This is a genomic window from Streptomyces sp. NPDC005181 (genome assembly GCF_040608395.1).
Lineage (GTDB): Bacteria > Actinomycetota > Actinomycetes > Streptomycetales > Streptomycetaceae > Streptomyces.
Genome location: NZ_JBEXID010000009.1, coordinates 81,481 through 104,872, shown reverse-complemented (window position 1 = coordinate 104,872; position 23,392 = coordinate 81,481). Strand labels below are relative to the sequence as shown.

At 69.6% G+C, this 23,392-nt stretch carries 21 protein-coding genes, 1 tRNA gene, 1 pseudogene and 1 riboswitch; of the genes and pseudogenes, 10 read left to right on the top strand and 13 right to left on the bottom strand.

Going from position 1 to position 23,392, the window contains the following annotated elements:
• The first annotated feature begins 8 nt into the window (after positions 1-8).
• From ABZV38_RS09345 to ABZV38_RS09335, 3 genes and pseudogenes are all read left to right on the top strand, one after another.
• Positions 9-968 (top strand): ABC transporter substrate-binding protein, encoded by a 960-nt coding sequence (locus ABZV38_RS09345; protein WP_356326158.1) that lies wholly within the window; start codon positions 9-11, stop codon positions 966-968.
• Positions 969-1,439 (top strand): annotated as a pseudogene (locus ABZV38_RS09340) (cytosine permease); the annotation flags it as partial. It abuts the gene before it with no gap.
• 65 nt (positions 1,440-1,504) lie between these two features.
• Complete coding sequence (locus ABZV38_RS09335) at positions 1,505-1,927, top strand: hypothetical protein (protein ID WP_356326157.1); 423 nt, start codon at positions 1,505-1,507, stop codon at positions 1,925-1,927.
• Between the two features lie 434 nt (positions 1,928-2,361).
• On the opposite strand, the gene ABZV38_RS09330 is transcribed toward ABZV38_RS09335, so the two are convergent.
• A complete protein-coding gene (locus ABZV38_RS09330) occupies positions 2,362-3,765 on the bottom strand; it encodes a cystathionine beta-synthase (RefSeq protein WP_356326156.1) in 1,404 nt (467 codons plus the stop codon).
• 155 nt (positions 3,766-3,920) lie between these two features.
• Between ABZV38_RS09330 and ABZV38_RS09325 the strand changes: the two genes are divergently transcribed.
• From ABZV38_RS09325 to ABZV38_RS09315, 3 genes are all read left to right on the top strand, one after another.
• Positions 3,921-5,072 carry an SGNH/GDSL hydrolase family protein gene (locus ABZV38_RS09325; RefSeq protein WP_356326218.1) on the top strand — a complete coding sequence of 384 codons (1,152 nt, stop codon included), beginning with the start codon at positions 3,921-3,923 and terminating at the stop codon, positions 5,070-5,072.
• Between the two features lie 149 nt (positions 5,073-5,221).
• The gene (locus ABZV38_RS09320; protein WP_356326155.1) at positions 5,222-6,442 is read left to right on the top strand and encodes an acetyl-CoA C-acetyltransferase; all 1,221 of its coding nucleotides are present in this window, start codon (positions 5,222-5,224) and stop codon (positions 6,440-6,442) included.
• A gap of 299 nt (positions 6,443-6,741) precedes the next feature.
• Entirely contained in the window at positions 6,742-7,602 is an 861-nt protein-coding gene (locus tag ABZV38_RS09315) for a hypothetical protein (RefSeq protein ID WP_356326154.1), read from the top strand.
• Between the two features lie 91 nt (positions 7,603-7,693).
• Here the strand turns inward: ABZV38_RS09315 and ABZV38_RS09310 are convergent, their stop codons facing one another.
• Positions 7,694-8,011 (bottom strand): hypothetical protein, encoded by a 318-nt coding sequence (locus ABZV38_RS09310; RefSeq protein ID WP_356326153.1) that lies wholly within the window; start codon positions 8,009-8,011, stop codon positions 7,694-7,696.
• 100 nt (positions 8,012-8,111) lie between these two features.
• On the opposite strand from ABZV38_RS09310, the gene ABZV38_RS09305 reads away from it, so the two are divergent.
• Positions 8,112-8,339 (top strand): DUF4287 domain-containing protein, encoded by a 228-nt coding sequence (locus ABZV38_RS09305; protein WP_030976961.1) that lies wholly within the window; start codon positions 8,112-8,114, stop codon positions 8,337-8,339.
• A gap of 77 nt (positions 8,340-8,416) precedes the next feature.
• Here ABZV38_RS09305 and ABZV38_RS09300 read toward each other — a convergent pair whose 3' ends face one another.
• The 4 genes from ABZV38_RS09300 to ABZV38_RS09285 all read right to left on the bottom strand — a co-directional run bounded on the left by ABZV38_RS09300 (position 8,417) and on the right by ABZV38_RS09285 (position 11,094).
• Complete coding sequence (locus ABZV38_RS09300) at positions 8,417-9,319, bottom strand: Bax inhibitor-1/YccA family protein (RefSeq protein WP_356326152.1); 903 nt, start codon at positions 9,317-9,319, stop codon at positions 8,417-8,419.
• A 148-nt stretch (positions 9,320-9,467) separates the two neighbouring features.
• Positions 9,468-9,553: transfer RNA gene (locus tag ABZV38_RS09295), tRNA-Leu, on the bottom strand.
• 252 nt (positions 9,554-9,805) lie between these two features.
• Positions 9,806-10,459 (bottom strand): hypothetical protein, encoded by a 654-nt coding sequence (locus ABZV38_RS09290; protein WP_356326151.1) that lies wholly within the window; start codon positions 10,457-10,459, stop codon positions 9,806-9,808.
• 290 nt (positions 10,460-10,749) lie between these two features.
• A complete protein-coding gene (locus ABZV38_RS09285) occupies positions 10,750-11,094 on the bottom strand; it encodes a hypothetical protein (protein WP_356326149.1) in 345 nt (114 codons plus the stop codon).
• Here ABZV38_RS09285 and ABZV38_RS09280 point away from each other — a divergent pair.
• From ABZV38_RS09280 to ABZV38_RS09270, 3 genes are all read left to right on the top strand, one after another.
• Complete coding sequence (locus ABZV38_RS09280) at positions 11,084-11,587, top strand: substrate-binding domain-containing protein (protein WP_356326148.1); 504 nt, start codon at positions 11,084-11,086, stop codon at positions 11,585-11,587. The genes ABZV38_RS09285 and ABZV38_RS09280 overlap by 11 nt on opposite strands.
• 231 nt (positions 11,588-11,818) lie before the next feature.
• Entirely contained in the window at positions 11,819-12,589 is a 771-nt protein-coding gene (locus ABZV38_RS09275; RefSeq protein ID WP_356326147.1) for an ABC transporter ATP-binding protein, read from the top strand.
• 70 nt (positions 12,590-12,659) lie between these two features.
• Entirely contained in the window at positions 12,660-15,182 is a 2,523-nt protein-coding gene (locus tag ABZV38_RS09270; protein WP_356326146.1) for an FtsX-like permease family protein, read from the top strand.
• A gap of 92 nt (positions 15,183-15,274) precedes the next feature.
• Here the strand turns inward: ABZV38_RS09270 and ABZV38_RS09265 are convergent, their stop codons facing one another.
• From ABZV38_RS09265 to ABZV38_RS09235, 7 genes are all read right to left on the bottom strand, one after another.
• Entirely contained in the window at positions 15,275-16,579 is a 1,305-nt protein-coding gene (locus ABZV38_RS09265; RefSeq protein WP_356326145.1) for a cyclopropane-fatty-acyl-phospholipid synthase family protein, read from the bottom strand.
• Positions 16,580-16,877: 298 nt separating this feature from the next.
• Entirely contained in the window at positions 16,878-18,263 is a 1,386-nt protein-coding gene (locus tag ABZV38_RS09260) for an NAD(P)/FAD-dependent oxidoreductase (RefSeq protein WP_356326144.1), read from the bottom strand.
• Positions 18,264-18,727: 464 nt separating this feature from the next.
• Complete coding sequence (locus ABZV38_RS09255; protein ID WP_356326143.1) at positions 18,728-19,669, bottom strand: Ppx/GppA phosphatase family protein; 942 nt, start codon at positions 19,667-19,669, stop codon at positions 18,728-18,730.
• A gap of 46 nt (positions 19,670-19,715) precedes the next feature.
• The gene (locus ABZV38_RS09250; RefSeq protein WP_356326142.1) at positions 19,716-20,273 is read right to left on the bottom strand and encodes a DUF501 domain-containing protein; all 558 of its coding nucleotides are present in this window, start codon (positions 20,271-20,273) and stop codon (positions 19,716-19,718) included.
• 70 nt (positions 20,274-20,343) lie between these two features.
• Entirely contained in the window at positions 20,344-20,814 is a 471-nt protein-coding gene (locus ABZV38_RS09245; protein ID WP_356326141.1) for a septum formation initiator family protein, read from the bottom strand.
• Positions 20,815-20,916: 102 nt separating this feature from the next.
• On the bottom strand, positions 20,917-22,197 hold the full coding sequence (gene eno / locus ABZV38_RS09240; RefSeq protein ID WP_352265547.1) for a phosphopyruvate hydratase: 1,281 nt from the start codon (positions 22,195-22,197) through the stop codon (positions 20,917-20,919).
• A gap of 282 nt (positions 22,198-22,479) precedes the next feature.
• Entirely contained in the window at positions 22,480-23,178 is a 699-nt protein-coding gene (locus ABZV38_RS09235) for a transglycosylase family protein (protein ID WP_356326140.1), read from the bottom strand.
• Positions 23,179-23,181: 3 nt separating this feature from the next.
• Positions 23,182-23,352: riboswitch (cyclic di-AMP (ydaO/yuaA leader) on the bottom strand.
• Positions 23,353-23,392 lie beyond the last annotated feature (40 nt).

Sequence of the window (23,392 nt, the reverse complement as noted above, 5' to 3'; positions counted from 1 at the left end):
GACCACCCATGACCCGCCAGCCCCACAGCACCACCCGCCGCTCCCTGCTGGGCGGCCTCCTCGCCGCGGCCGCCGTCCCCGCACTCGCGGCCTGCAGCAGCGGCATCACCTCGCTCGACGGCCAGGGCGGAGGTGACAGCAGCGGCGGCGGCTCCAGCGCCGGCGGCATCACCATCGGCACGGCCAACTTCACCGAGAACCAGGTGCTCGGCTACTTGTACGCCGAAGCCCTGCAGGCCGCCGGCGTGAAGACGAAGGTCCGCGCCAACCTGGGCACCCGCGAGATCCTCATCCCCGCTCTCAAGGGCGGCGACATCGATCTGCTCCCCGAGTACCAGGGCGCCCTCCTGCACTACCTCGACCCGAAGGCGAAGGCCACCGAGGAGGGCGAGATGCAGAACGCCCTGGCCATCGCCCTGCCCAAGGGCCTCCAGATCCTCCCGTACGGCATGGCCGAGGACTCGGACGCCTTCGTGGTCACGCCGGGGACCGCCAGGAAATACGGCCTGTCCTCCCTCGCCGATCTGGCGAAACAGAACGGGAAGCTCATCATCGGGGCGGCCCCCGAGGTGAAGAAGCGGACGGTCGGAGCGGTCGGTCTGAAGGACGTGTACGGAGTCGAGTTCAAGGAGTTCAAGTCGCTGGACTCCTCCGGCCCGCTGGTCAAGGGCGCCCTGAAGAAGGGCGACGTCGACGTCGCCAACCTCTTCACCACCGACACGGACATCACCGCCGAGGGCTGGGTGGTCCTCACCGACCCCAAGAACCTGATTCCCGGCCAGCATGTGGTCCCCCTGATCGCGGACCGCGCGGCGGACTCCACGGTCCGCAAGGCGCTGGCCCGCCTGGGCGCCACGCTCACCACGAAGGACCTCACGGAGCTGAACCGCCTGGTGGACAAGGACAAGAGGGACCCGGAGGACGTGGCGCACGAGTGGGCCGCGGCGCACGGCCTGGCAGAGAAGTAAGGGCAGCGGGCGCTCTCGCAGCGCGGCCGCTCCGCGTACATCGCCGTGATCATGGTCGCGGGCACGGCGGTCGCGCTGCTCGGCAAGGACAGCTTCCTCACCTCGTTCAAGGACTTCCTGCTGTTCCTGCTGACCTTCTTCACCCCGTGGTCGGCGATCAACCTCGTCGACTACTACCTGATATCGCGCGAGCGGTACGACATCCCGGCCCTGTCCGACCCGGGCGGCCGCTACGGCGCCTGGCGCTGGGACGCACTGACCGTGTACGCGGTGGGCATCGTCGCCCAACTCCCTTTCCTGGCGACGAGCTTCTACACCGACCCGCTGGTGGAGCCGCTGGGCGGCGCGGACATCTGCTGGGTGATCGGCCTGCTCGTACCGGCCCTGCTGTACTGGCTGCTCGCCCGCCGCGACACGACACACGTCCCGGCGGCCACGATCACCGCGCCGGACCGGGTCCCGGCTGCCTGAACCCGACCACCAACAGGGGGGTTAGCCCCCGTGTGCCGGGCTCCTTCGCTCCGTAACGTCGGGGCATGGAAGCCCGTGACTCCGAGCTCGAGAAAGAGCTCAATGCCACCCTGCAGGCCCGCAGCGAGCTGGGGCCCGAGTACGAGTCCGCGCTCATCGACTCGTTCCTGGAGAAGGTCGACCGGCGTCTCGACGAAACGCTCGACCGTCGCGTCCGGCGTCATCTCGCCGAGCAGCAGATCGCGGTCACCCGAAGGGCCCGGACGCCCCAGGAGCCGCTGGGGCACTTCGGTGAACGGTTCGGGTTCGGGATCATCTCGCTGATCCTGGCCATCGCGCTGTCCGCGATCGGGGTCGCGAACGCGGGTATCGAGGGGCTCGCCGTCGCCTGGCTGGGAATCGTCGGGGTGAACGCCTTCCAGGCCGCCCGCAGCCGGCCGTTGTTCCGGCACTCCAAGGCGCGTGCAGAGTCCGACTGGGAGGACTGAGCAGACCGCTGTGCACGGGGCCCCGGCGGTGCACCCGCCGGGTGGGCACCACGATCAGTCGGCGCTACGGCATGTCCGCAGGGGCGGGTGAAACCGCGCCGACGCGCGCCCAAGGGGCGCCGGAGGGAGCGGACAGACAGACGCGACGCCGCACTTGGACACGCATGGATATATCGCGGGGACCGCCGCACCCCCGGTTTCCCAGGGGGCGGGACGACGGCGGTCCCCGCGAGGGACGCGAGTCCGGGTCAGGGCCGGCTTGGTCGCGTCCGGGCGACAGTGGAGGTCCGGGAGCCGCTCCGTAGTCCGTGTCGCCGTCTCGGGTGCCGGCGGGTTTCCCTGCCGACACCCACTAATGTGCCGGAGCCTTGTTAAGCCGGTGCTGCGGGTACGTGTCGTGCTCGTACCGTTTTCACGAAGCCCCGATTCCGGCTCTACTGCTTCGGACCGGCGTCCTTCGCCAGGAACGACAGCAGGTCCTGCCGGCTCACGACGCCCTTCGGCTTGCCCTCCACCAGCACGATCGCCGCGTCCGCCGCGTCCGGACCGCTGAGCACCGACATCAGGTCCTCGACCGGTTCGCCCGAGCCGACCTGTGGCAGCGGCGGCGACATGTGCTTCTCCAGCGGGTCGGTGAGCGAGGCGCGCTGCGCGAACAGCGCGTTCAGCAGCTCCCGCTCCACCACCGAACCGATGACCTCTGCCGCCATCACGTCCGGGTGCCCGGCACCCGGCTTCACGATCGGCATCTGCGAGACGCCGTACTCGCGCAGGACGTCGATCGCCTCGCCGACGGTCTCCTCCGGGTGCATGTGGACGAGCGTCGGGATCGGGCCTTCCTTGTGGTCGAGTACGTCCCCGACCCGCGCCGACGGGCCGGTGTCCTCCAGGAAGCCGTAGTCGGCCATCCACTCGTCGTTGAAGATCTTGCTCAGGTAGCCGCGACCGCTGTCCGGCAGGAGCACGACGACCACGTCGTCGGGGCCGAGGCGCTCCGCGACCTCCAGGGCCGCCACGACCGCCATGCCGCAGGAGCCGCCGACGAGCAGGCCCTCCTCCTTGGCGAGCCGGCGGGTCATCTGGAAGGAATCCTTGTCGGACACCGCGACGATCTCGTCCGTGACCGTGCTGTCGTACGCGCTCGGCCAGAAGTCCTCGCCGACACCCTCGACCAGATACGGGCGTCCGGAGCCGCCGGAGTAGACCGAGCCCTCCGGGTCCGCGCCGACGATCTTGACCGAACCGCCGCTGATCTCCTTGAGATAGCGGCCGGTGCCGGTGATCGTGCCACCCGTGCCCACGCCCGCCACGAAGTGGGTGATCTTCCCGTCCGTCTGCTCCCACAGCTCGGGACCGGTGGTCTCGTAGTGCGAGCGCGGGTTGTTCGGGTTCGAGTACTGGTCGGGCTTCCAGGCGCCCGGCGTCTCCCGGACCAGCCGGTCGGACACGTTGTAGTACGAGTCCGGGTGCTCGGGATCAACGGCCGTCGGGCAGACGACGACCTCGGCGCCGTAGGCGCGCAGCACGTTGATCTTGTCCGTGGACACCTTGTCCGGGCAGACGAAGATGCACTTGTAGCCCTTCTGCTGCGCCACGATCGCGAGTCCGACGCCCGTATTGCCGCTCGTCGGCTCGACAATCGTGCCGCCGGGCTGCAGCGCTCCGCTCTCCTCCGCCGCCTCGATCATGCGCAGGGCGATGCGGTCCTTGACCGAACCGCCCGGGTTGAAGTATTCGACCTTGGCCAGCACCGTCGCCTCGATGCCGGCCGTCACACTGCGCAGCCTCACCAGCGGGGTATTGCCAACAAGACTGATCATCGAATCGTGAAATTGCACCGTGTTACTCCGGGGTCTCCGAGATGGTGCGGCCAGCGTATGCGTACGGGGATGAGATTGGGCGAAGCGATTGGGCGACGGTCATTACGGGGCAGTTAGCTGTAGTACGGCGGTACGGCGACGAGGAGGTGGACCGGACTGTGTCAAGGGCAAGGGTGGCACGGCGGATCGCGGCGGGCGCGGCCTACGGCGGTGGCAGTATCGGACTGCTCGGTGCGGCAGCGGTGGGCGTGGTGCTGGCGGAGGTCCAGCTGGCGAAGCGGCAGGTGGGTGGCGGTGTCGCACCCGTCCCGCCGAGTGCTGACGGGCGGTACGGGGTGGCCTTCACCGGTCCGGCGGAGCCGTTGCTGCTCGGCCTGCTCGGCGACTCCACCGCGGCCGGCCAGGGCGTGCGCAGGGCCGGACAGACCCCCGGGGCGCTGCTCGCCTCGGGGCTCGCGGCGGTCTCCGAGCGTCCGGTGGATCTGCGGAATGTCGCGCAGCCGGGGGCCCGGTCGGATGATCTGGAGCGGCAGGTGTCGGTGCTGCTGGCCGACACGTCCCGTACGCCCGACGTCTGCGTGATCATGATCGGGGCGAACGATGTGACGCACCGGATGCCCGCCACCCACTCGGTGCGGTGCCTGACCACCGCCGTGCGCAGGCTGCGCACGGCGGGCGCGGAGGTGGTCGTCGGCACGTGCCCTGATCTCGGCACGATCGAGCCGGTCTACCAGCCGTTGCGGTGGCTGGCCCGCCGGGCGAGCCGCCAACTGGCCGCGGCCCAGACGATCGGTTCGGTGGAGCAGGGCGGCCGCACGGTGTCGCTGGGCGACCTGCTGGGGCCGGAGTTCGAGGCGAACCCGCGCGAGCTGTTCGGCCCGGACAACTACCATCCGTCGGCCGAGGGGTACGCGACGGCGGCGATGGCGCTGCTGCCGACCCTGTGCGCCGTGCTCGGGCTGTGGCCGGAGTCCGACCGTCTCGACGGCTCGCGCCGCGAGGACATGCTGCCGGTGGCCAAGGCGGCGTCCCAGGCGGCCCGGGAGGCCGGTACGGAGGTCACGGGGGCGCGGGCGCCCTGGGCCCTGCTCAAGCACCGCAGGCGGCGGCGCCTGCCGGCAGCCACGGAGCCGCAGCCGGAGCCGGAGCCCCTTGCGCTGTCCCATCCGCATCCGGACGGCCGGCCGCACCCCGACGGACAGCACCCCGACGTACCGCTGCCGGACGGACAGCACCCCGACGGACACCTGGACGGGGACCGCCGCGCGGGCGGGAAACCTCAGCATCCGCTCGACCCCGTTCACCGGCCCCGTCCATTCGACTGAGCGGTCGCTTAGAAAAGAGGTCCGCATCACATGGCCTGCCGGGTGACCTCAGCGATACGGCCGGGTAACTTCCAAAGCAGTCCTGTCCGTCAGGTCTGCCGGTCAGTCCTGCCGGACAGCCGGCCTTCCAGCCCTCATGGAGCCGCGTGATGCCTGAAGCCGTGATCGTCTCTGCTGCCCGTTCCCCCATCGGCCGGGCCTTCAAGGGTTCGCTGAAGGACCTGCGGGCGGACGACCTGACCGCCACGATCATCCAGACCGCGCTGGCCAAGGTCCCCGAGCTGGACCCGAAGGACATCGACGACCTGATGCTCGGCTGCGGCCTCCCCGGCGGCGAGCAGGGCAACAACCTGGGCCGCATCATCGCCGTACAGATGGGCATGGACCACCTTCCCGGCTGTACGGTCACGCGCTACTGCTCGTCCTCCCTGCAGACGAGCCGCATGGCGCTGCACGCCATCAAGGCCGGCGAGGGCGACGTCTTCATCTCGGCCGGCGTCGAGATGGTGTCGCGCTTCGTGAAGGGCAACTCCGACAGCCTGCCGGACACGCACAACCCGCTCTTCGCCGAGGCCGAGGCCCGCACCGCCGCGCGCGCCGAGGAGACCGGTGCGAGCTGGCACGACCCGCGCGAGGACGGCCTCGTCCCGGACGCGTACATCGCGATGGGACAGACCGCCGAGAACCTGGCCCGGCTCAAGGGCGTCACCCGTCAGGACATGGACGAGTTCGGCGTACGGTCGCAGAACCTCGCCGAGGAAGCCATCAAGAACGGCTTCTGGACGCGCGAGATCACTCCGGTCACGACCCCCGACGGCAGGGTCGTCTCCCAGGACGACGGCCCGCGCGCGGGCGTCACACTGGAGGGCGTGCAGGGCCTGAAGCCGGTCTTCCGCCCCGACGGCCTGGTCACCGCCGCCAACTGCTGCCCGCTCAACGACGGCGCCGCCGCGCTCGTGATCATGTCCGACACGAAGGCGCGCGAGCTGGGTCTGACCCCGCTGGCCCGGATCGTCTCGACCGGTGTCTCCGGCCTTTCCCCCGAGATCATGGGGTACGGACCGGTGGAGGCCAGCAAGCAGGCGCTGAAGCGTGCCGGGCTGACCATCGACGACATCGACCTCGCCGAGATCAACGAGGCGTTCGCCGCCCAGGTGATCCCCTCCTACCGCGACCTCGGCCTGCCGCTGGACAAGGTCAACGTCAACGGTGGCGCGATCGCCGTCGGCCACCCCTTCGGCATGACCGGTGCCCGGATCACCGGCACGCTGATCAACAGCCTGCAGTTCCACGACAAGCAGTTCGGTCTGGAGACCATGTGCGTGGGCGGCGGCCAGGGCATGGCGATGGTCATCGAGCGGCTGAGCTGAGCTGAGCTGAGCTGCGGCGAAGCTGATCCGAGCCGGGTGCTTCCGGAACCGCCGGGCCGGGCTCTCCCGGCGGCTCACCCACCCGCGACATGGCCGGTTCCGAGCCCCGACCGTGACCGAATCTCCCCCAGGATGTGACCTATCTCCTGGGGGAGAGGTGTTTTTGCAGGTCACACCTGCATCAGGGGTAAACAACCATCCCAAAGACCTGTCCAATTCGTGACGTAATGCACTGACACCGGGCACAGGTGCGGTCCAAGCTGATGTAGGAAGTCGAGGGATCAATTGAAACCGGGAGTATGTCAGTGAGCATCATGCCTCTTGCCCTGTTGCTGACCACCGCCGCTGCGACGGCTGTGGGTGCTGCTGCTCTGCACGCTGCACACGGGCTGCGCAAGCAGGTCACGGCGCTGCGCACCGAGCTGGCCGCGGGCCGCGCCCGTACCGCCTCGGTACCGCCGCAGAGCCGTGCCGCGGCTACCCCCGCCGCCGAAATACGCGCTGCTGTGGCCGAAGCACTCGCAGAGGAGCGCGAGCGCGAGCTCGCCGAGGCCCGTGCCTTCTGGGCCTCCCAGGAGGCACGTGACGACGCCGACGCCCCGTCCCTGCTGGGCGGTCTCTCCGGGCTCGGCGAGGATGCGCCGTTCTTCATGCCGCGCCAGGCCGACTTCGCGGGCCTGGAGGCCATGGACCTCGACGCCACCGAGGCGCTCGAAGAGCTGACGGAACTGGCCGAGCTGGCGGAGCTAACCGAGCTGCCCGAGACGGCGGAGTTCGCCGAGGACTCCCCCGAGCTGGCCGCTGCCCGTCGCCGCCACCCCTCGCACCCCGATTTCGTGCCGGTGCAGACCCCGGTCGTCACCGACCACGAGCGCACCGTGCGCCGGCTGGAGGAGCTCGCCGACAGCCGTACCGAGCTCGCCGATGTCCGCCCCGGCCCGCTCGGCACGCTCGATGTCTATGTCTTCGCCGACGGCACCACGCTCTGTATGACCCCCGGCCACCGCGAGACGGCCGAGCAGCTCGGCCGAGCGCTGCTGGCCGGCGAGCACCCGGTGCTGCTGGGCGGCTCCGGTGTCTCCGGCGCGTACGCGCTGACCTTCTCCTGCGGCAGGGAGAACGTCTACATTCTCGCCGACCGCGTCATCGCCTCGTTCTGACCCACCGGGAGAACGCCCGGAACCCCGTGGAACCCTCCGGGCAGCCCGGGTTTTCCCGCAGCGGCTCTCGCCGGCCGGTGCCCGAAGGCCGCTAAGCGAATGCCCGAGCGGTCGCTTCCTCGACGAATCGCACGGCCTCATCCAGCTCCACGGACGGGGCCGTTTCCAGTGCTACCGCCAGATCCCGCCCCGCGACCGCGAGTTGGTCGCCGATTGCGAACATCCCGACGTCCGGCACGATGCGCGGCTCGCGGTCCGGTGCCTCCAGGCGCTGGGCCCGTACGGCCAATTCCCTGGCCGTGGCCAGCCCTTCGGCAGCGGCTCCGCGCTGCAGCCTGCTCTGCGGAGCGGAACGCAGCCGGTCGGCAAATCGGTCCACGGCGGTGATCAGCGGGGTCGTATCGAGCACTCCGTGACCCTACGCGCCGGTCCGGGATGGTTGCCAACGGGCCAACGCTCAGGCACGGTGTCGGAAAGGACCAGCAACGCGCAATGCGTCGGAGGCGCCGATGAACCATGTCTTCTCCGAAGAGACCCATCGCAATCTGCTCTCCCGAATCCCCCGCTGCACCGGTCGTGAAGTCTCCGACTGGCTCCGCACCGTCGACGAAGGCCCCGCCCTCCGGTTCGACGAGAAGGTCAGCTGGCTGCGGAGCGAACACGATCTCGCCTACGGGCACGCAAAGGCACTCATCCACGAGTACGACCTGAGGCGGGCGGCGCGGAAGCTGCTCTAGGCGTACGAGACCCGGACAAGCGGAACGGCCCGCAGGCGGTGTGCCTGCGGGCCGTTCCGTCGTGCGGGGCTGTGCGGTCAGTCGTCGCCGCTGAGGATGGAGAACAGACGCAGCATCTCCAGGTAGATCCACACCAGGGTCATGGTGAGACCGAAGGCCGCCAGCCAGGACTCCTCGCGCGGCGCGCCGTACGCGATGCCGTCCTCGACCTGCTTGAAGTCCAGGGCCAGGAAGCACGCACCGAGGATGATCCCGATGACGCCGAAGAGGATGCCGAGACCGCCGCTGCGGAAGCCCAGACCGTCGCCCCCGCCGAAGACGGCGAACAGCAGGTTGACCACCATCAGGAGCATGAAGCCCATGGCGGCGGCCATCACGAAGCCGTAGAAGCGGCGGGTGACGCGGATCCAGCGCATCTTGTACGCGAGAAGCACACCGGCGAAGACACACATGGTGCCCAGCACCGCCTGCATCACCACGCCGGGACCGATGTACGTGGAGACGGCGCTGGAGATCACCCCGAGGAAGACACCCTCGAAGGCCGCGTAGGAGACGATCAGCGCCGGGACCGGCTTGCGCTTGAACGACTGGATGAGCGACAGGACGAACGCCACCAGGGCGGCGCCGATCGCGATGCCGTAGGACTTGCCGAGGTTGGCCTCGTCGACCGGCAGCAGGGCCCAGGCGAGCGCCGCGCCGAGCACCACGGTGCCCAGCGTGATCGCGGTACGCGTGACGACATCGTCGATCGTCATCGCGCCGGTGCGCGCGGGCGCCTGCGGGGCGCCGTACTGGGTGTCCTGCTGGGCGTAGGGGTTGGTGGCGTAGGGGTTCGCGGCGTAGGGGTTCGCGGCGGTGCCCTGCGCGGACGGGTTGCCGCCCGTCGCGGGGGCCCCGGCCTGCGGCGCCGCGTTGAAGCCCGCGTAGCCGTTGTCGCGGCTGAACCCCCGTCGCGAGAAGACCGGGTTGCTGCTCCTCATTGCTCTCCTCCATGGCCACCCTGCGTGGCCTTCCCATAAGAGTAATGGGTAGGCAAAAGAATCACCCTCGTGCCAGGGGAGGATCTTTATGGAGGTTGATCGCTGAAGTAATACCTGTCCGGACCGGTGCCGTCACTGAGTGTCGCAGTGGTGCCCGGAGCCGGACTCGAACCGGCACGCCCCCGAGGGGCAGCGAGGTTTAAGCTCGCCGTGTCTGCATTCCACCATCCGGGCCTGGCGCGCGGCTCCGCGTTGGCACATGACCCTATCCGTGGACGTCCCCCGATCAGCGGAACAGTGGCTCGATGTTGTCTTATTTTATTGACCGTTTGAGGGTCCGTCAGCACAGCTGGGAGGGCATCGGCACATGCCTGGCCGGGGTAATGGGTACCAAGACGCACAATCGGGATTGACGGAAACTCGCCGCACCCGGACGGCCCTGTGCGCCATGGTTGCGCCATGGATCGCCATGGGTCCGCCACCCGTCTAGGCAATGGCGTCATTGACGCACCTCAGCACCGGGCGGGCCCCCAGTGCCCCCGGGTCCTCGATCACCGCGCCGGTCACCCTGAAGACAGCGCTCTCCCCCGGCAGCATTGTGACGAGCATCTCGTCCACCTCGGCCGCCGGATCGAGCCGGTCGGGGAAGAGCGCGACATCTCGCAAAAGTGTGCGAGCGGTGACCTCGACGCGATATCCGGACGCTTCGCCGTCACCCTGTGTGATTTTCACGTCGTAACGGGCGGGCGGCAGGGCCAGCCGGGGGTCCTCCTCGTAGAACTCCACTGCCCGCACCTCGCCCATCCGCGCCACCAGCAGCTCCCGCGTCCGGTCCGCCGGCTCCGCGACGGACGGCGGCAGCGGGAGCCGGGTGACCTGGCGCGGGGCCGTGCTCACCCTCAGCTCCTCCTCGGCGAGCACAGTTCCGTCCAGATCGTGCCGGGCCAGCCGGAGCGTGCCCTCCCACGGCCGGTCGGCGTCGTTGACCAGGTGCAGCGCGCCGTCGCGCACGACCAGCAGCCGGTCCGCGTACACGGCGCGCAGCGCGTACCAGAGGGGCTTGCAGCGGCCGTCACCGTCGACGGCGGCCCAGGAGACGACCGGCCAGCAGTCGTTGAGCTGCCAGACGACGGTGCCCATGCAGTACGGGGTGTGCGAACGGAAGTGCCGGAATGCCGAAGGCGACCGCGCGGGCCTGGTTGAGCTGGGTGAGCCGGTGCCAGTCGTCGAAGGAGCCGCCCGGCTGCGGCAGGTGGTCGCCGAGGCCGCGGAGCAGTTTGGCGTTGCCGTCCTCGGCCTTCTGGTGGTGGGCGAGGAGCGGGGCGTCGGGCGTGAGGGGGCCGCTGACGGCGCGCCGCAGGGTGGCGTGCGCGGGCGGGCCCTGGAAGCCGAATTCGGCGACGAATCGGCACGCGGTCCGCGTAGGCGCGTTAGTCGGCCCGGTTCCAGACGTCCCAGATGTGGATCGTGCCGCGGGCCGGGTCCTGCGGGTGCAGTTCCGGCGAGCCGGAGTAGGGCGAGCCGGGCCAGTACGGGCGGGTGGGATCGTTCTCGGCGCAGATCGCGGGCAACAGCTCGTGGTAGTAGCCGCGGCCCCAGGTGCGGTCGCCGAGCTCCTTGCGCCAGCCCCAGTCCGTCGCCGACCTGCGCAGCCCCGACCCGCGGATCGAGGGCGTCGCCGAACTCGGGATGCCGGCCGTGGTGATCGGCCACCCCTCGGCGGCCGGCCCGCTCACTTCCGTGTGGTCGGACGACTCCGCGGCGGTGCGCGACACCCTCACGTATCTGACCGCGCTGGGCCACCGGTCCGTCGCCCGCGTGGCGGGGCTCCCCGACCTGATCCACACTCAGCTGCGCGACCGGGCCCAGCGCGAGATCTGCGCCGAGCTGGGTCTGGGCGAACCGGTGATCGTCCACACCGACTACTCCGGCGACGACGGGGCACATGCCACGTGGCGGCTGATCAGCTCCGCCGCGCGGCCCACCGTCGTCCTCTACGACAACGACATCGTGGCCCTGGCCGGCCTCTCGGTCGCCCAGGAGCTGGAGCTCGACGTCCCCGGCGACCTCTCCCGGGTCGCCTGGGACGACTCCCAGCTCTCCCGGGTGGTCCGGCCGCCGCTGACTGCGCTGAGCCGGGACATCCCGGCGTACGGAAGTCATGCGGCGCGCACCCTGATGGCGCTGGTCACAGAGGGCACCGCACCCGGATTCGAGGATTCCGCCGCCCGCCTCGTCCCGCGCGGCTCCACGGCGCCGCCGCGCTGACCGCCGGGTGCGGGGTGCGACGTGCTGGACGTGCCGGACGTGACCTGCGGAGTACGGGCTCAGGGTCGCCGTCATACCGCAGGAGGACGCGCGGACCCTGCCGATGCGACTCAAGAGGGCCTCCGGAACGGGCACGGGGACTGACGACCGGCGGCGAATCGGCGGCAACGATGAAGCGGTGCCTTGCAGAAGGCCCCGTACCTGAACCGAGCCCCGACCCAGGAGTCTCCCGTGACCACCATGTCCACCGCTCACCGCGCCACCGCGGTGGCCGCCCGCGCCACGGAACTGTCGAAGATCTACGGAGAGGGCGAGACCAAGGTGACCGCCCTGGACCGGGTCACCGTGGACTTCCCGCAGGGCGAGTTCACCGCGATCATGGGCCCGTCGGGCTCCGGCAAGTCCACGCTGATGCACTGCGTGGCCGGCCTCGACAGCTTCAGCAGCGGTTCGGTTCGGATCGGCGAGACGGAGCTCGGCTCCCTCAAGGACAAGCAGCTCACCCAGCTGCGCCGGGACAAGATCGGCTTCATCTTCCAGGCGTTCAACCTGCTGCCGACGCTGACCGCGCTGGAGAACATCACCCTGCCGATGGACATCGCGGGCCGTAAGCCGGACGCCGAATGGTTGCGCGGGGTGATCGACATGGTGGGCCTGTCCGACCGGCTGAAGCACCGGCCGGCCGAGCTCTCCGGCGGCCAGCAGCAGCGCGTCGCGGTGGCCCGCGCCCTGGCCTCCCGGCCGGAGATCATCTTCGGTGACGAGCCGACCGGGAACCTGGACTCCCGCTCCGGCGCCGAAGTCCTGGGCTTCCTGCGCAACTCCGTGCGCGAGCTGGGCCAGACCGTGGTCATGGTGACGCACGACCCGGTCGCCGCCTCCTACGCGGACCGGGTGATCTTCCTCGCGGACGGGGCGATCGTCGACCAGATGATGCGTCCCACCGCGGACGGGGTCCTGGACCGGATGAAGGCGTTCGACTCCAAGGGCCGTACCAGCTGAGCGCCGTACCAGCTGTGCACGGACCGCCTCCCCCGATCCCGCTTCCGGACCCATCCCAGGACTGACAGACATGTTCCGTACCGCCCTGCGCAATGTGCTCGCGCACAAGGCCAGGCTGCTGATGACCGTGCTCGCCGTGATGCTCGGCGTGGCCTTCGTCTCCGGCACCCTGGTCTTCACCGACACCCTCGGCAACGCCTTCCGCAACCAGTCGGCGAAGAGTTACGACGACGTCGCCGTCGCCGTCACCACCCACGCCGACCGGCGCGACGACAAGACGTCCGGCATCGACGCCGCCACGCTCAAGAAGATCCGGTCCCTGGACGGGGTGGCCACCGCCACCGGCCGGGTCTCCGGCTTCGCCGGGGTCGCCGACCCGGGCGGCAAGCTGATCGGCAACGGCTGGTCCAACACCGGCGGCAACTTCTCCCCCGGCGCGAACGGCAAGGACGCCTCGTACACCTTCGTCGACGGCAGGGGCCCGGCCGGTGACGACCGGATCGCGCTCGACAAGGAGACCGCGAAGAAGGGCAGGTACGAGGTCGGCGACCGGGTCCGGGTCGCCACGAACGGGCCGGTGAAGGAGTACACCCTCGCCGGCATCTTCACCACCGAGGACGGTGCGGTCAACGCGGGCGGCAGCCTGGTCCTCTTCGACACCCCGGTCGCCCAGCAGCTCTATCTGAAGCCCGGCTGGTTCCAGGACGTCACCGTCACCGCCGCCGGCGCCTCCGACCGGAAGCTGCTGGACGCGGTGGAGCCGCTGCTGCCCAAGGGCGCCACCGCCAAGACCGGCCAGGTCCTCGCCGATGAGCAGGCGAAGCAGATCGAGAGCGGCCTGGGCAACCTCAACACGATGCTGCTCGCATTCGCGGCCATCGCCCTGTTCGTCGGCATCTTTCTGATTGCCAACACGTTCACCATGCTGGTCGCCCAGCGCACCAGGGAACTGGCGCTGCTGCGCGCCGTCGGCGCCTCCCGCCGCCAGGTCAAGCGGTCCGTACTCCTCGAAGCGGCTGTGGTCGGCGCACTCGCCTCGGTGATCGGCTTCCTGCTCGGTCTCGGTCTCGCCACCGGACTGCGCTCGGCCATGAGCCTGATCGGCGGGAAGATCCCGGCCGGACCGCTGGTGATCTCCCCCGTCGCGGTCGGCGCCGCGCTCGGCGTCGGCATCCTGATCACCGTGCTCGCCGCCTGGCTGCCCGCCCGCCGCGCCGCGAAGATCGCACCGGTGGCCGCGATGAGCAGCGTCCACGCGGTGGCCACCACCAAGTCGCTGGTCGTACGGAACTCGATCGGCGGGGTGCTCGCCCTGCTCGGTGCGGCCGGCATCGTCGCGGGTGCGGCGGCCGGTTCGGACGGCCGGACGATCATCGGGGCCGGTGCCTTCGTGGCGCTGATCGGTGTGATCGTGCTGATCCCGCTGCTGTCGCGGCCGGTCATCGCGCTGGTGCGGCCGCTGCTGCTCAAGCTGTTCGGCGTCTCGGGGAAGCTGGCTGCGCAGAACGCGGTCCGTAACCCCCGGCGTACCGGAGCAACGGCCTCCGCGCTCGCGATCGGCCTCACCCTGGTCACCGGCATCTCGGTGCTCGGCGTCACGCTCGGCCAGGCCGTCGACCGGATGACGACGGACAACATCAAGGCCGACTACATGATCTCGATGGCGAGCGGCGACTCGCTCGACGAGTCGGCGCTCATCGCCCTGGAGAAGTCCGGCGCCGTCTCCGCGGTCTCGCCCCAGCAGGCCGCCTCCCTCAGGGTCGAGGGCGACTACCACGCGGTGTCCGGGGTCACGCCGGGCGATGTGCAGAAGGTCTTCTCCGTGAAGACGGTCTCCGGTTCGCTGGACTCGCTGGCCGACGGCGAGATCGCCGTCGGCGACAAGACCGCGAAGTCCAACGGCTGGAAGCCCGGCACCTCGCTCCCGGTGACGTACGACGACGACAAGAAGGGCACCCTGAAGGTCGGCGCGGTCTACGAGGAGAACGAGTTCCTCTCACCCGTCCTGATGCCGAAGAGCATCCTGGACGCGCACCAGATCCATCCGGACATCCGCGAGATCTGGCTGAAGACGGACGGCGGCGCGTCGAAGGCCAACGAGCAGGCCGTGGTCGACGCCCTGGGTGACAACCCGGCGATGTCCGTGATGGACCGTCAGGACATCCGGGACATGTTCGGTGGCTTCATCAGCATGGCCCTGAACATCATGTACGGGCTGCTGGCGATGGCCTTGATCATCGCAGTGCTCGGGGTCGTCAACACCCTGGCGATGTCGGTCTTCGAGCGCCAGCAGGAGATCGGCATGCTGCGGGCGATCGGTCTGGACCGGCGCAACGTCAAGCGCATGATCCGGCTGGAGGCCGTGGTCATCTCGGTCTTCGGTGCGGTGGTCGGGGTCGCCCTCGGTACGTTCCTCGGCTGGGCGATCGGCCGGACGCTGGCCTCCGCCATCCCCGACTACGCCCTGGTGATCCCGTGGGACCGGATCGCGGTCTTCCTGGTGCTGGCAGCACTGGTGGGCGTGCTGGCCTCGCTCTGGCCGGCCCGCAGCGCCGCGAAGCTGAACATGCTGACGGCGATCAAGACCGAGTAGCGGTCAGCCACTGACGGCCGGCCCCTGATACGGAGGGCCGGTACCCGCAAGCTGGAGCTGCGGGTACCGGCCCTCTCTGCACTCGTACGCGCTCAGCCGGCCGCGGACGCCTTCCATGCGCGGGCACGCAACGGCATCCGGGACGCCCCGCCGTCCATCGGGCGCACCACGAGGATCTGGTTGACGCCGATCTTGTTGTGCTCGAAGGAGAGCGCGGAGGCCGCCATGTAGAGCCGCCATACCCTGGCCCGGCCGGGCGAGGTCATGGTGACCGCGCGGTCCCAGTGCCTCTCCAGGTTGGCGACCCAGTGGCGCAGGGTCAGTGCGTAGTGCTCACGGAGCGACTCGACGTCGCGGGCCTCGAAGCCGGCTTCCTCGAGCGTGGCGACGGTCCGGCCCAGCGGGGCGAGTTCGCCGTCGGGGAAGACGTATGCGTCGATGAACTCATCCACGTGGTACGCGGACTCGTCCTTCTCGGGGCGGCGGGCGATCTGGTGGTTGAGCAGCCGGCCGCCGGGCTTGAGCAGTGCGTAGAGGTCGTCGGCGTATTCGCGGTAGCGGACCGAGCCGACATGCTCGGCCATGCCGATCGACGAGATGGCGTCGTACGGGCCGTCCCTGACGTCCCGGTAGTCCTGGACCCGGATCTCGATCCGGTCCGTCAGCCCCTCCTCGGCGATGCGCTTGCGGGCGTATGCGGCCTGTTCGGTGGAGAGGGTCACTCCGGTGACCCGGGCGCCGTACTCGCGGGCCGCGTGGATGGCCATGGAGCCCCAGCCGCAGCCGACGTCGAGGAGGCGGTCGCCCTCCTTCAGGGCGAGCTTGCGGCAGACCAGGTCGAGCTTGTCGCGCTGCGCGTCCTCCAGGCTCCCGTCGTCCTCCCAGTAGGCGCAGGAGTAGACCATGGACGGGCCGAGGACCAGTTCGTAGAAGTCATTGCCCACGTCGTAGTGGTGGCTGATGGCCTCCTTGTCGCGGCGCCTGGTGTGGAGGGGGCCGGTGCGGCGGCGGACCTCCTCGGCGGGCGGCGGCGGTGGCGGCCAGGGCCCGGCCAGCTGCAGCAGGCTGCGGGCGGCGGCCCGCACCTTGGGGTCCCGGATCGGGTGGACGGTGTCCTTCGCGTCCGCCCCGCGCTCCCAGAGCAGCCCGGCCATCAGGTCCAGGGTCTCGTACAGATCGCCTTCGATGTCGAGTTCGCCCGCCACCCAGGCGCGGGCCAGGCCCAGTTCACCCGGCTTCCAGAGCAGCCGGCGCAGTGCGCGGCGGTTCCGGATGACGAGTACGGGGGCACCTGGCGGTCCGGATTCGCTACCGTCCCAGGCCCGGATCCGGACCGGTACGGGTTCTCCCAGCAACTCCTCGGCGAGAGCGGTCAGCCGCAATGCGGCGTCTGCCATGGCGTACACCTCCGTGATGGTGTTTCCCAACGTGCCCGAACATGCCCAAACATGCCGTGAACCACGCCCTGCATCCGTGATGCCACGACGAGGTATACCCACGTCAACACTCTCCGGCGGCAACGCCATCCCGCACCGGCGCAATGGAACGGCAAAATACCTGCAGCCCACACACACTTACCGGACGGACGGTCGGTTCCTCCCGGGTACGCCGAAGGGGCCGCCCGCACCACGGATGGCGGACGGCCCCTTCGGGCATCGTGCACAAGCTGCGCGGATGCGAGCATCCACGGGCGGACTAGGAGGCGTTGGCCTTCTCGCCCTCGGCCTTGGCGACGGCCGGAGCCGGGGCCGGCTTGGCGGCCTCGTAGAACTCCTCGCGCGGCGTCTCCATGGCGCCGAGCGAGACGACCTCGCGCTTGAGGAACATCGCAAGGGTCCAGTCGGCGAAGATCCGGATCTTACGGTTCCAGGTCGGCATCGCCATGCCGTGGTAGCCACGGTGCATGTACCAGGCGAGACGGCCCTTGAGCTTGATCTTCATCTTGCCCATGACGATCATCGCGACGCCCTTGTGCAGACCGAGACCGGCGACCGCACCCTTGTTGGCGTGGCTGTAGTCCTTCTGCGGGAAGCCGCGCATCCCGGCGATGACGTTGTCACCGAGGACCCTGGCCTGACGCAGTGCGTGCTGGGCGTTCGGCGGGCACCAGGCGTTCGGGTTGCCGGCCTTGCGGCCGACCAGGTCCGGAACCTGGGCGTTGTCGCCCGCGGCCCAGATGTAGTCGGTGCCCTGTACCTGAAGCTTCTCGGAGGTGTCCACGTGACCGCGCGGACCGAGCGGCAGGCCGAAGCGGGCCAGCGCCGGGTTCGGCTTCACGCCGGCCGTCCACACGATGGTGTTGGAGTCGACCTCGAGGCCGTTCTTCAGGACGACGTGACCGTCGACGCAGGAGTCCATGGAGGTCGAGAGGAAGACCTCGACACCACGGGACTCCAGGTGCTCCCGGCCCCAGGTGCCCAGCTTCGGGCCGACCTCGGGAAGGATCTTGTCGGCGGCGTCGACGAGGATGAAGCGCATGTCCTCGCGCTTCACGCTCGTGTAGTACTTCGCCGCGTCGCGGGCCATGTCCTCGACCTCGCCGATGGTCTCCGCACCGGCGAAGCCGCCGCCCACGAAGACGAACGTCAACGCCTTGCGGCGGACGTCCTCATCGGTCGTCGAGTCGGCCTTGTCCAGCTGCTCGAGAACGTGGTTACGCAGGCCGATGGCCTCCTCGATGCCCTTCATACCGATGCCCTGTTCGGCCAGGCCGGGGATCGGGAAGGTGCGAGAGACCGCGCCCAACGCGACGACCAGGTAGTCGAAGGGCAGCTCGTAGGCCTCGCCGACGAGCGGCGCGACCGTGGCGACCTTGCGGTCCTGATCGATGGTGGTGACCCGACCGGTCAGAACCTCCGCCTTCGGCAGCACGCGTCGCAACGGGACGACGACATGCCGCGGGGAGATGCTGCCGGCGGCGGCTTCGGGGAGGAAGGGCTGGTACGTCATGTACGAGCGCGGGTCGACAACCGTGACGGTCGCCTCTCCGTAGCGCATCTTCTTCAGAATGCGTCGAGCTGCGTACAGGCCTACGTACCCACCGCCTACTACGAGGATCCTGGGACGCTCCGTGGTGCTCATGCCATCGAGTATCCACCCCACCCGGGGGGCACGCTCGTGAGCCCCTTCACAAGGTATTCCCCACCCTCTGCTACACTTCGCCGCCCACGTGACCGAGGTCATGACAGCGCGAGGGAACCACCGCGCCGTGGCGAACGTTGTTCACCGCTTGTGAGCAGGCCCTTGAGCCCCGCGAGCGGAGTGAACCACCCCCTTCGCCCGCCCCCCTGAAACACACCCGGAACCGTCCCGCATGCGCCGCCGGCGGGCCCGTCGGCGGCCCTGGAAGCCCGTACGGAGCAGAAGTATGGCCCGGAGCGCCGAATTCCTTGTGAAGAAGTTCACGAACTTCGTCGCGGCGTGTCCGCGGAGGGGATCCGCGAGGAGTCCACGAGGAGCCGATGCAGGCTCAAAGGTGCAGGCGGGAGTGCGCGTGAGCGGGATTGTGGCCGCGCTCATCCGCACTCCTCCCCGGCCGCGTTCGCCTAGGCGATCGACCAGCCGATGCCGTCAAGAATGTCGTGCTCGCTGACGACGACCTCGCGGGCCCCGGTCCGCTGCATCACGGCCAGCAGGACGAGCGCCCCGGAGGTGATCACATCGACGCGTCCCGGGTGCATCGCGGGGATCGCGGCGCGCTCGGCGTGCGTCGAGGTGACGAGCCGCCCGGTGATCTCCTGGACCTGCTCGAAGGAGATCCGGGAGTGGTGGATCGCTTCGGAGTCGTACTCCTGCAGTCCCAGCGCGATCGCGGCCACGGTGGTGACGGTGCCGGCGAGGCCGACGAGCGTGGCGGCCTCGGTGAGCGGGACGCTCTCCTCGGCGAGGTCCAGGGCGGCGTCGATGTCCGCGCGGATCGCGGTGATCTGACCCGGTGTAGGCGGATCGGTGACGAAACCGTCGCGTACGAGGTGGCGCTCCGTCATCCGTACGCAGCCGATGTCGACGGACCGCGCGGCCAGGACCCGGTCGTCGCCGACGACGAACTCGGTGGAACCGCCGCCGATGTCCACCACCAGATACGGCTTGGCGAGATGGTCGCGGCCCGCGAGCTCCTTGGTGGCGCCCTCGAAGGAGAACTCCGCCTCCTGGTCGCCGCTGATCACCTCGGGCTCGACGCCGAGGATGTCCAGCACGCCGCGGACGAACTCGTCCCTGTTCTCCGCGTCGCGGGAGGCGGAGGTGGCGACGAACCGGAGTTTCTCCGCGCCGTGCTCCTTGATGACGGCCCCGTACCGGCGGCAGGCGGCGAAGGTCCGCTCCAGCGCGTCGGGGGCGAGCCGGCCTGTGCGGTCCACGCCCTGCCCGAGCCGGACGATCTCCATCCGCCGGTCGAGCTCGATGAGTTCACCGGTGGCGGGGTCGGCGTCGGCGACGAGCAGTCGGATGGAGTTGGTTCCGCAGTCGATGGCGGCAACGCGGGTCATGGACTCTCCTGTCGTGATACCGGGGTTCCGCCCCGGACCCTGGTGCTCAATCGCCGGACGGGCTTGCTGTGCCGGACTCGGCCGCGGGTTCGCACGGCGTCACACACGGACCCTTGCGCCACCACTCCGGCAGCATCGCAATCGCCTCGTCCCCCAGCGGATTCACGCCCGGACCCGCCGCCAGCGAGTGCCCGACCAGCACATGCAGGCACTTCACCCGGTCCGGCATGCCCCCCGCACTGGGGAAGCCCTCCAGCACCTCGATCGCGTCGCGCCGGGCGATGTAGTCCTCGTGCGCGTTGCGGTACGCAGCCGCCAGCTCCGGGTCCGCGGCCAGACGCTCCGTCATCTCCTTCATCACGCCGTTCGCCTCCAGCGTGCCGATCGCGGACGCCGCGCGCGGGCACGTCAGGTAGTACGTCGTCGGGAACGGCGTACCGTCCTCCAGCCGGGGCTGCGTCTCGACCACGTCCGGGTTGCCGCACGGGCAGCGGTGCGCGATCGCGCGCAGCCCGCGCGGCGGGCGGCCGAGCTGCTGCTGGAACGCGGCGATGTCCGCCTCGGTGGGCGTGGTGGATTCGGTCTGGGGAGGGGGCGTTTCCATGCCTGCCTTGGTTCTACTCGGGATGCTGAACTGCGGTTCCGCAGAGGAATAAGAGGAAAAGGAGAAGAGGTCAGTCGCGGTCGGCGGAGTCCACGCCGTCCCACAGGTTCGAGTGCCACGGCCGGTCGGTCTCCTCCGACCCTCCGCTGCGCTCCCTGGCCGCGTCCGGGTCGACCACCGTGTAACCGGTCTCCCCGGGACGGACGTAGTGCAGGTGCTCCCGGGCCAGCCGCCGGATGTACGCGTCGTCCTGGAGGCGCGCCTTCTCGTCGCGCAGCTCCTCGGTGCGTGCCTCCGCCTCCTGCGCCAGCCGCTCCTGGTCGGCGATCTCGTCGCGCTGCGACACGTACTGCCGCATCGGGTACGCGAGCGCCACCACCAGGGAGCAGACGACAAGGGCGAGGAACGCGGCCCGGCCGGTGAGCCGGGAGCGGCGGGCCTGGCGACGGTTCTGGGACCGGTAGACGCGGGCGGCGGTCTGCTCTCCGAGCAGCCGCAGCCGGGTCGCGGTGGAGAACCGGTCCCGCTCCTTCGCGGCCATGTCTCCGCCTCCCCACTACGCACGTCCGTCCCCGCACACGGTACGGGACCGAGTGCGGGGACGGACGGAGGCCGGGGCCTTCGGCCCGTGACGGGCCTGCGATCAGCCCTTGAAGCGCGGGAACGCGGAACGGCCCGCGTACACCGCCGCGTCGTCGAGGATCTCCTCGATGCGCAGCAGCTGGTTGTACTTGGCGACACGGTCCGAGCGGGCCGGGGCGCCGGTCTTGATCTGGCCGCAGTTCACCGCGACGGCGAGGTCGGCGATGGTGACGTCCTCGGTCTCGCCGGAGCGGTGGGACATCATGCACTTGAAGCCGTTGCGCTGCGCCAGCTCGACGGCGTCCAGGGTCTCGGTCAGCGAACCGATCTGGTTGACCTTGACGAGCAGGGCGTTGGCGGAGCCCTCCTCGATGCCACGGGCCAGGCGCTCCGGGTTGGTGACGAACAGGTCGTCGCCGACGATCTGGACCTTGGCGCCGAGCTTCTGGGTGATGACGTTCCAGCCGGCCCAGTCGTCCTCGTACAGCGGGTCCTCGATGGAGACCAGCGGGTACGCGGAGACGAGCTCCTCGTAGTACTCGGTCATCTCGGCGGCCGAGCGGGACTTGCCCTCGAACTCGTACTTGCCGTCCTTGTAGAACTCCGAGGCGGCGACGTCGAGAGCGAGCGCGATGTCCTTGCCCGGGGCGTAACCGGCCTCCTTGATGGCCTCGAGGATGAGGTCCAGGGCGGCGCGGTTCGACTCCAGGTTCGGCGCGAAGCCGCCCTCGTCGCCGAGACCGGTCGACAGGCCCTTGGTCTTCAGGACCTTCTTCAGCGTGTGGTAGACCTCGGCGCCCCAGCGCAGGGCCTCGGAGAAGGACTCCGCGCCGATCGGGGCGATCATGAACTCCTGGATGTCCACGTTGGAGTCGGCGTGCGACCCACCGTTGAGGATGTTCATCATCGGGACGGGCAGCAGGTGCGCGTTCGGGCCACCGAGGTAGCGGAACAGCGGCAGGTCCGAGGCTTCGGAGGCGGCGTGCGCGACGGCCAGCGAGACGCCGAGGATGGCGTTGGCCCCGAGCGAGCCCTTGTTCTCGGTGGCGTCCAGGTCGAACATGGCCTGGTCGATCAGCCGCTGCTCGGTCGCGTCGTAGCCGACGAGCTCCGGGCCGATCTGCTCGATCACGGCGAGGACGGCCTTCTCGACGCCCTTGCCGTGGTAGCGGTTGGGGTCACCGTCGCGAAGCTCAATGGCCTCGAACGCACCGGTGGAGGCGCCGGACGGAACAGCAGCACGGCCGGTGCTGCCGTCGTCGAGGCCAACCTCGACCTCGACCGTGGGGTTTCCGCGGGAGTCGAGGATTTCCCGGGCTACGACGACGTCGATGGACGGCACGAGGCATCTCCTTCTGGGATATGACGCTGGTGGTGCAGGGTCGCTTTGGCCTTGCGCCAAGAGCCTAACCGCCTTGGCCCACTGTGTTCGGCGACCGCCCGCCTCCTGGGACGAAAAAGGACCCAAGGGCACCCCTAGACGGGCAAATGTCCAGAAATCTACTGAGCAGTAACTACAACAGTTGAACAGTGAGCGCAAAAACCCCGACCCGGCACGTACGGGGGAATCCGCGCCGGGTCGGGGTGCTCAGGGAGGAGAGAGCCTTTTCTGCTGAGGCTCGTCCTACTTCGTCAGGTGGAGCTGCTGACCCGGGAAGATCAGGTCGGCGTCCTTGACGATGTTCTTGTTCAGCTTGAACAGCTGCTGCCAGCCGCCCTTCACCTTGTGCGCCTCGGCGATCTCGCTGAGCGAGTCGCCGGCCTTCACCTTGTACTCGCCGTCGCCCTTCGCGACCTTCTGGCCCGTCGGCGTGGTGACGGTCTTCGCGACCTCGGGGGCGGTGCCGCGGTCCGAGCGGGAGGCGGTGGGGGCCTCGGTGTGCTCGGCCGGCTTCGGCGCGGCCGGCTTCACGGCGGCGGAGCCGGTGTCGACGCCCGGGTCGACACCGTCGTTGGTCAGGTTGCCGGCGCCGGCGCAGGCCCAGGCACCCGGACCCTGCATGTCGAGGAGCTTCTCGGCGGTGGCGATCTGCTGGGCCTTGGTGGCCAGGTCAGCCCGCGGGGCGTACTGCGTACCACCGGCGGCAGCCCAGCTGGACTGCGAGAACTGCAGGCCGCCGTAGTAGCCGTTGCCGGTGTTGATGGACCAGTTGCCACCGGACTCGCACTGGGCGACGGCGTCCCACGTGGCGACGGAGGCGGCGGAAGCGCCCGTGGCACCCATCAGGGGAACGGCGATGGCGGCACCGGCAACACCCGCGAGCGTGGCGACACGGACGGCCTTGGACGGGCGGCGGTGCTTGCCCTTGCTGTTCAGCAGCATGGAACTTCTCCTCACCGACGCCTACGAGGTGAGCTGTCGGGTTCGGGCCAAGTGAGTTGCCCGGTCGCACGTCCTAGCGCACGACTTCACCCCAAGCCGGTCCTGACGGTCCTTCGACCATCGGGCCCGGCGCTTACCTGGGTCCCCCGCTCCTGCCTACGGCGCTTTACGCGTCTGTTCCCTTCGACCGACGGCAGGATTCGGCGTGACGGTC

Bases quoted from the DNA above. Each gene is read 5' to 3' on its own strand.
- ABZV38_RS09345 (WP_356326158.1), top strand. From the start codon at position 9: ATGACCCGCCAGCCCCACAGCACCACCCGCCGCTCCCTGCTGGGCGGC.
- ABZV38_RS09335 (WP_356326157.1), top strand. From the start codon at position 1,505: ATGGAAGCCCGTGACTCCGAGCTCGAGAAAGAGCTCAATGCCACCCTG.
- ABZV38_RS09320 (WP_356326155.1), top strand. From the start codon at position 5,222: ATGCCTGAAGCCGTGATCGTCTCTGCTGCCCGTTCCCCCATCGGCCGG.
- ABZV38_RS09315 (WP_356326154.1), top strand. From the start codon at position 6,742: ATGTCAGTGAGCATCATGCCTCTTGCCCTGTTGCTGACCACCGCCGCT.
- ABZV38_RS09305 (WP_030976961.1), top strand. From the start codon at position 8,112: ATGAACCATGTCTTCTCCGAAGAGACCCATCGCAATCTGCTCTCCCGA.
- ABZV38_RS09300 (WP_356326152.1), bottom strand. From the start codon at position 9,319: ATGAGGAGCAGCAACCCGGTCTTCTCGCGACGGGGGTTCAGCCGCGAC.
- ABZV38_RS09290 (WP_356326151.1), bottom strand. From the start codon at position 10,459: ATGGGCACCGTCGTCTGGCAGCTCAACGACTGCTGGCCGGTCGTCTCC.
- ABZV38_RS09270 (WP_356326146.1), top strand. From the start codon at position 12,660: ATGTTCCGTACCGCCCTGCGCAATGTGCTCGCGCACAAGGCCAGGCTG.
- ABZV38_RS09265 (WP_356326145.1), bottom strand. From the start codon at position 16,579: ATGGCAGACGCCGCATTGCGGCTGACCGCTCTCGCCGAGGAGTTGCTG.
- ABZV38_RS09260 (WP_356326144.1), bottom strand. From the start codon at position 18,263: ATGAGCACCACGGAGCGTCCCAGGATCCTCGTAGTAGGCGGTGGGTAC.
- ABZV38_RS09255 (WP_356326143.1), bottom strand. From the start codon at position 19,669: ATGACCCGCGTTGCCGCCATCGACTGCGGAACCAACTCCATCCGACTG.
- ABZV38_RS09250 (WP_356326142.1), bottom strand. From the start codon at position 20,273: ATGGAAACGCCCCCTCCCCAGACCGAATCCACCACGCCCACCGAGGCG.
- ABZV38_RS09245 (WP_356326141.1), bottom strand. From the start codon at position 20,814: ATGGCCGCGAAGGAGCGGGACCGGTTCTCCACCGCGACCCGGCTGCGG.
- ABZV38_RS09235 (WP_356326140.1), bottom strand. From the start codon at position 23,178: ATGCTGCTGAACAGCAAGGGCAAGCACCGCCGCCCGTCCAAGGCCGTC.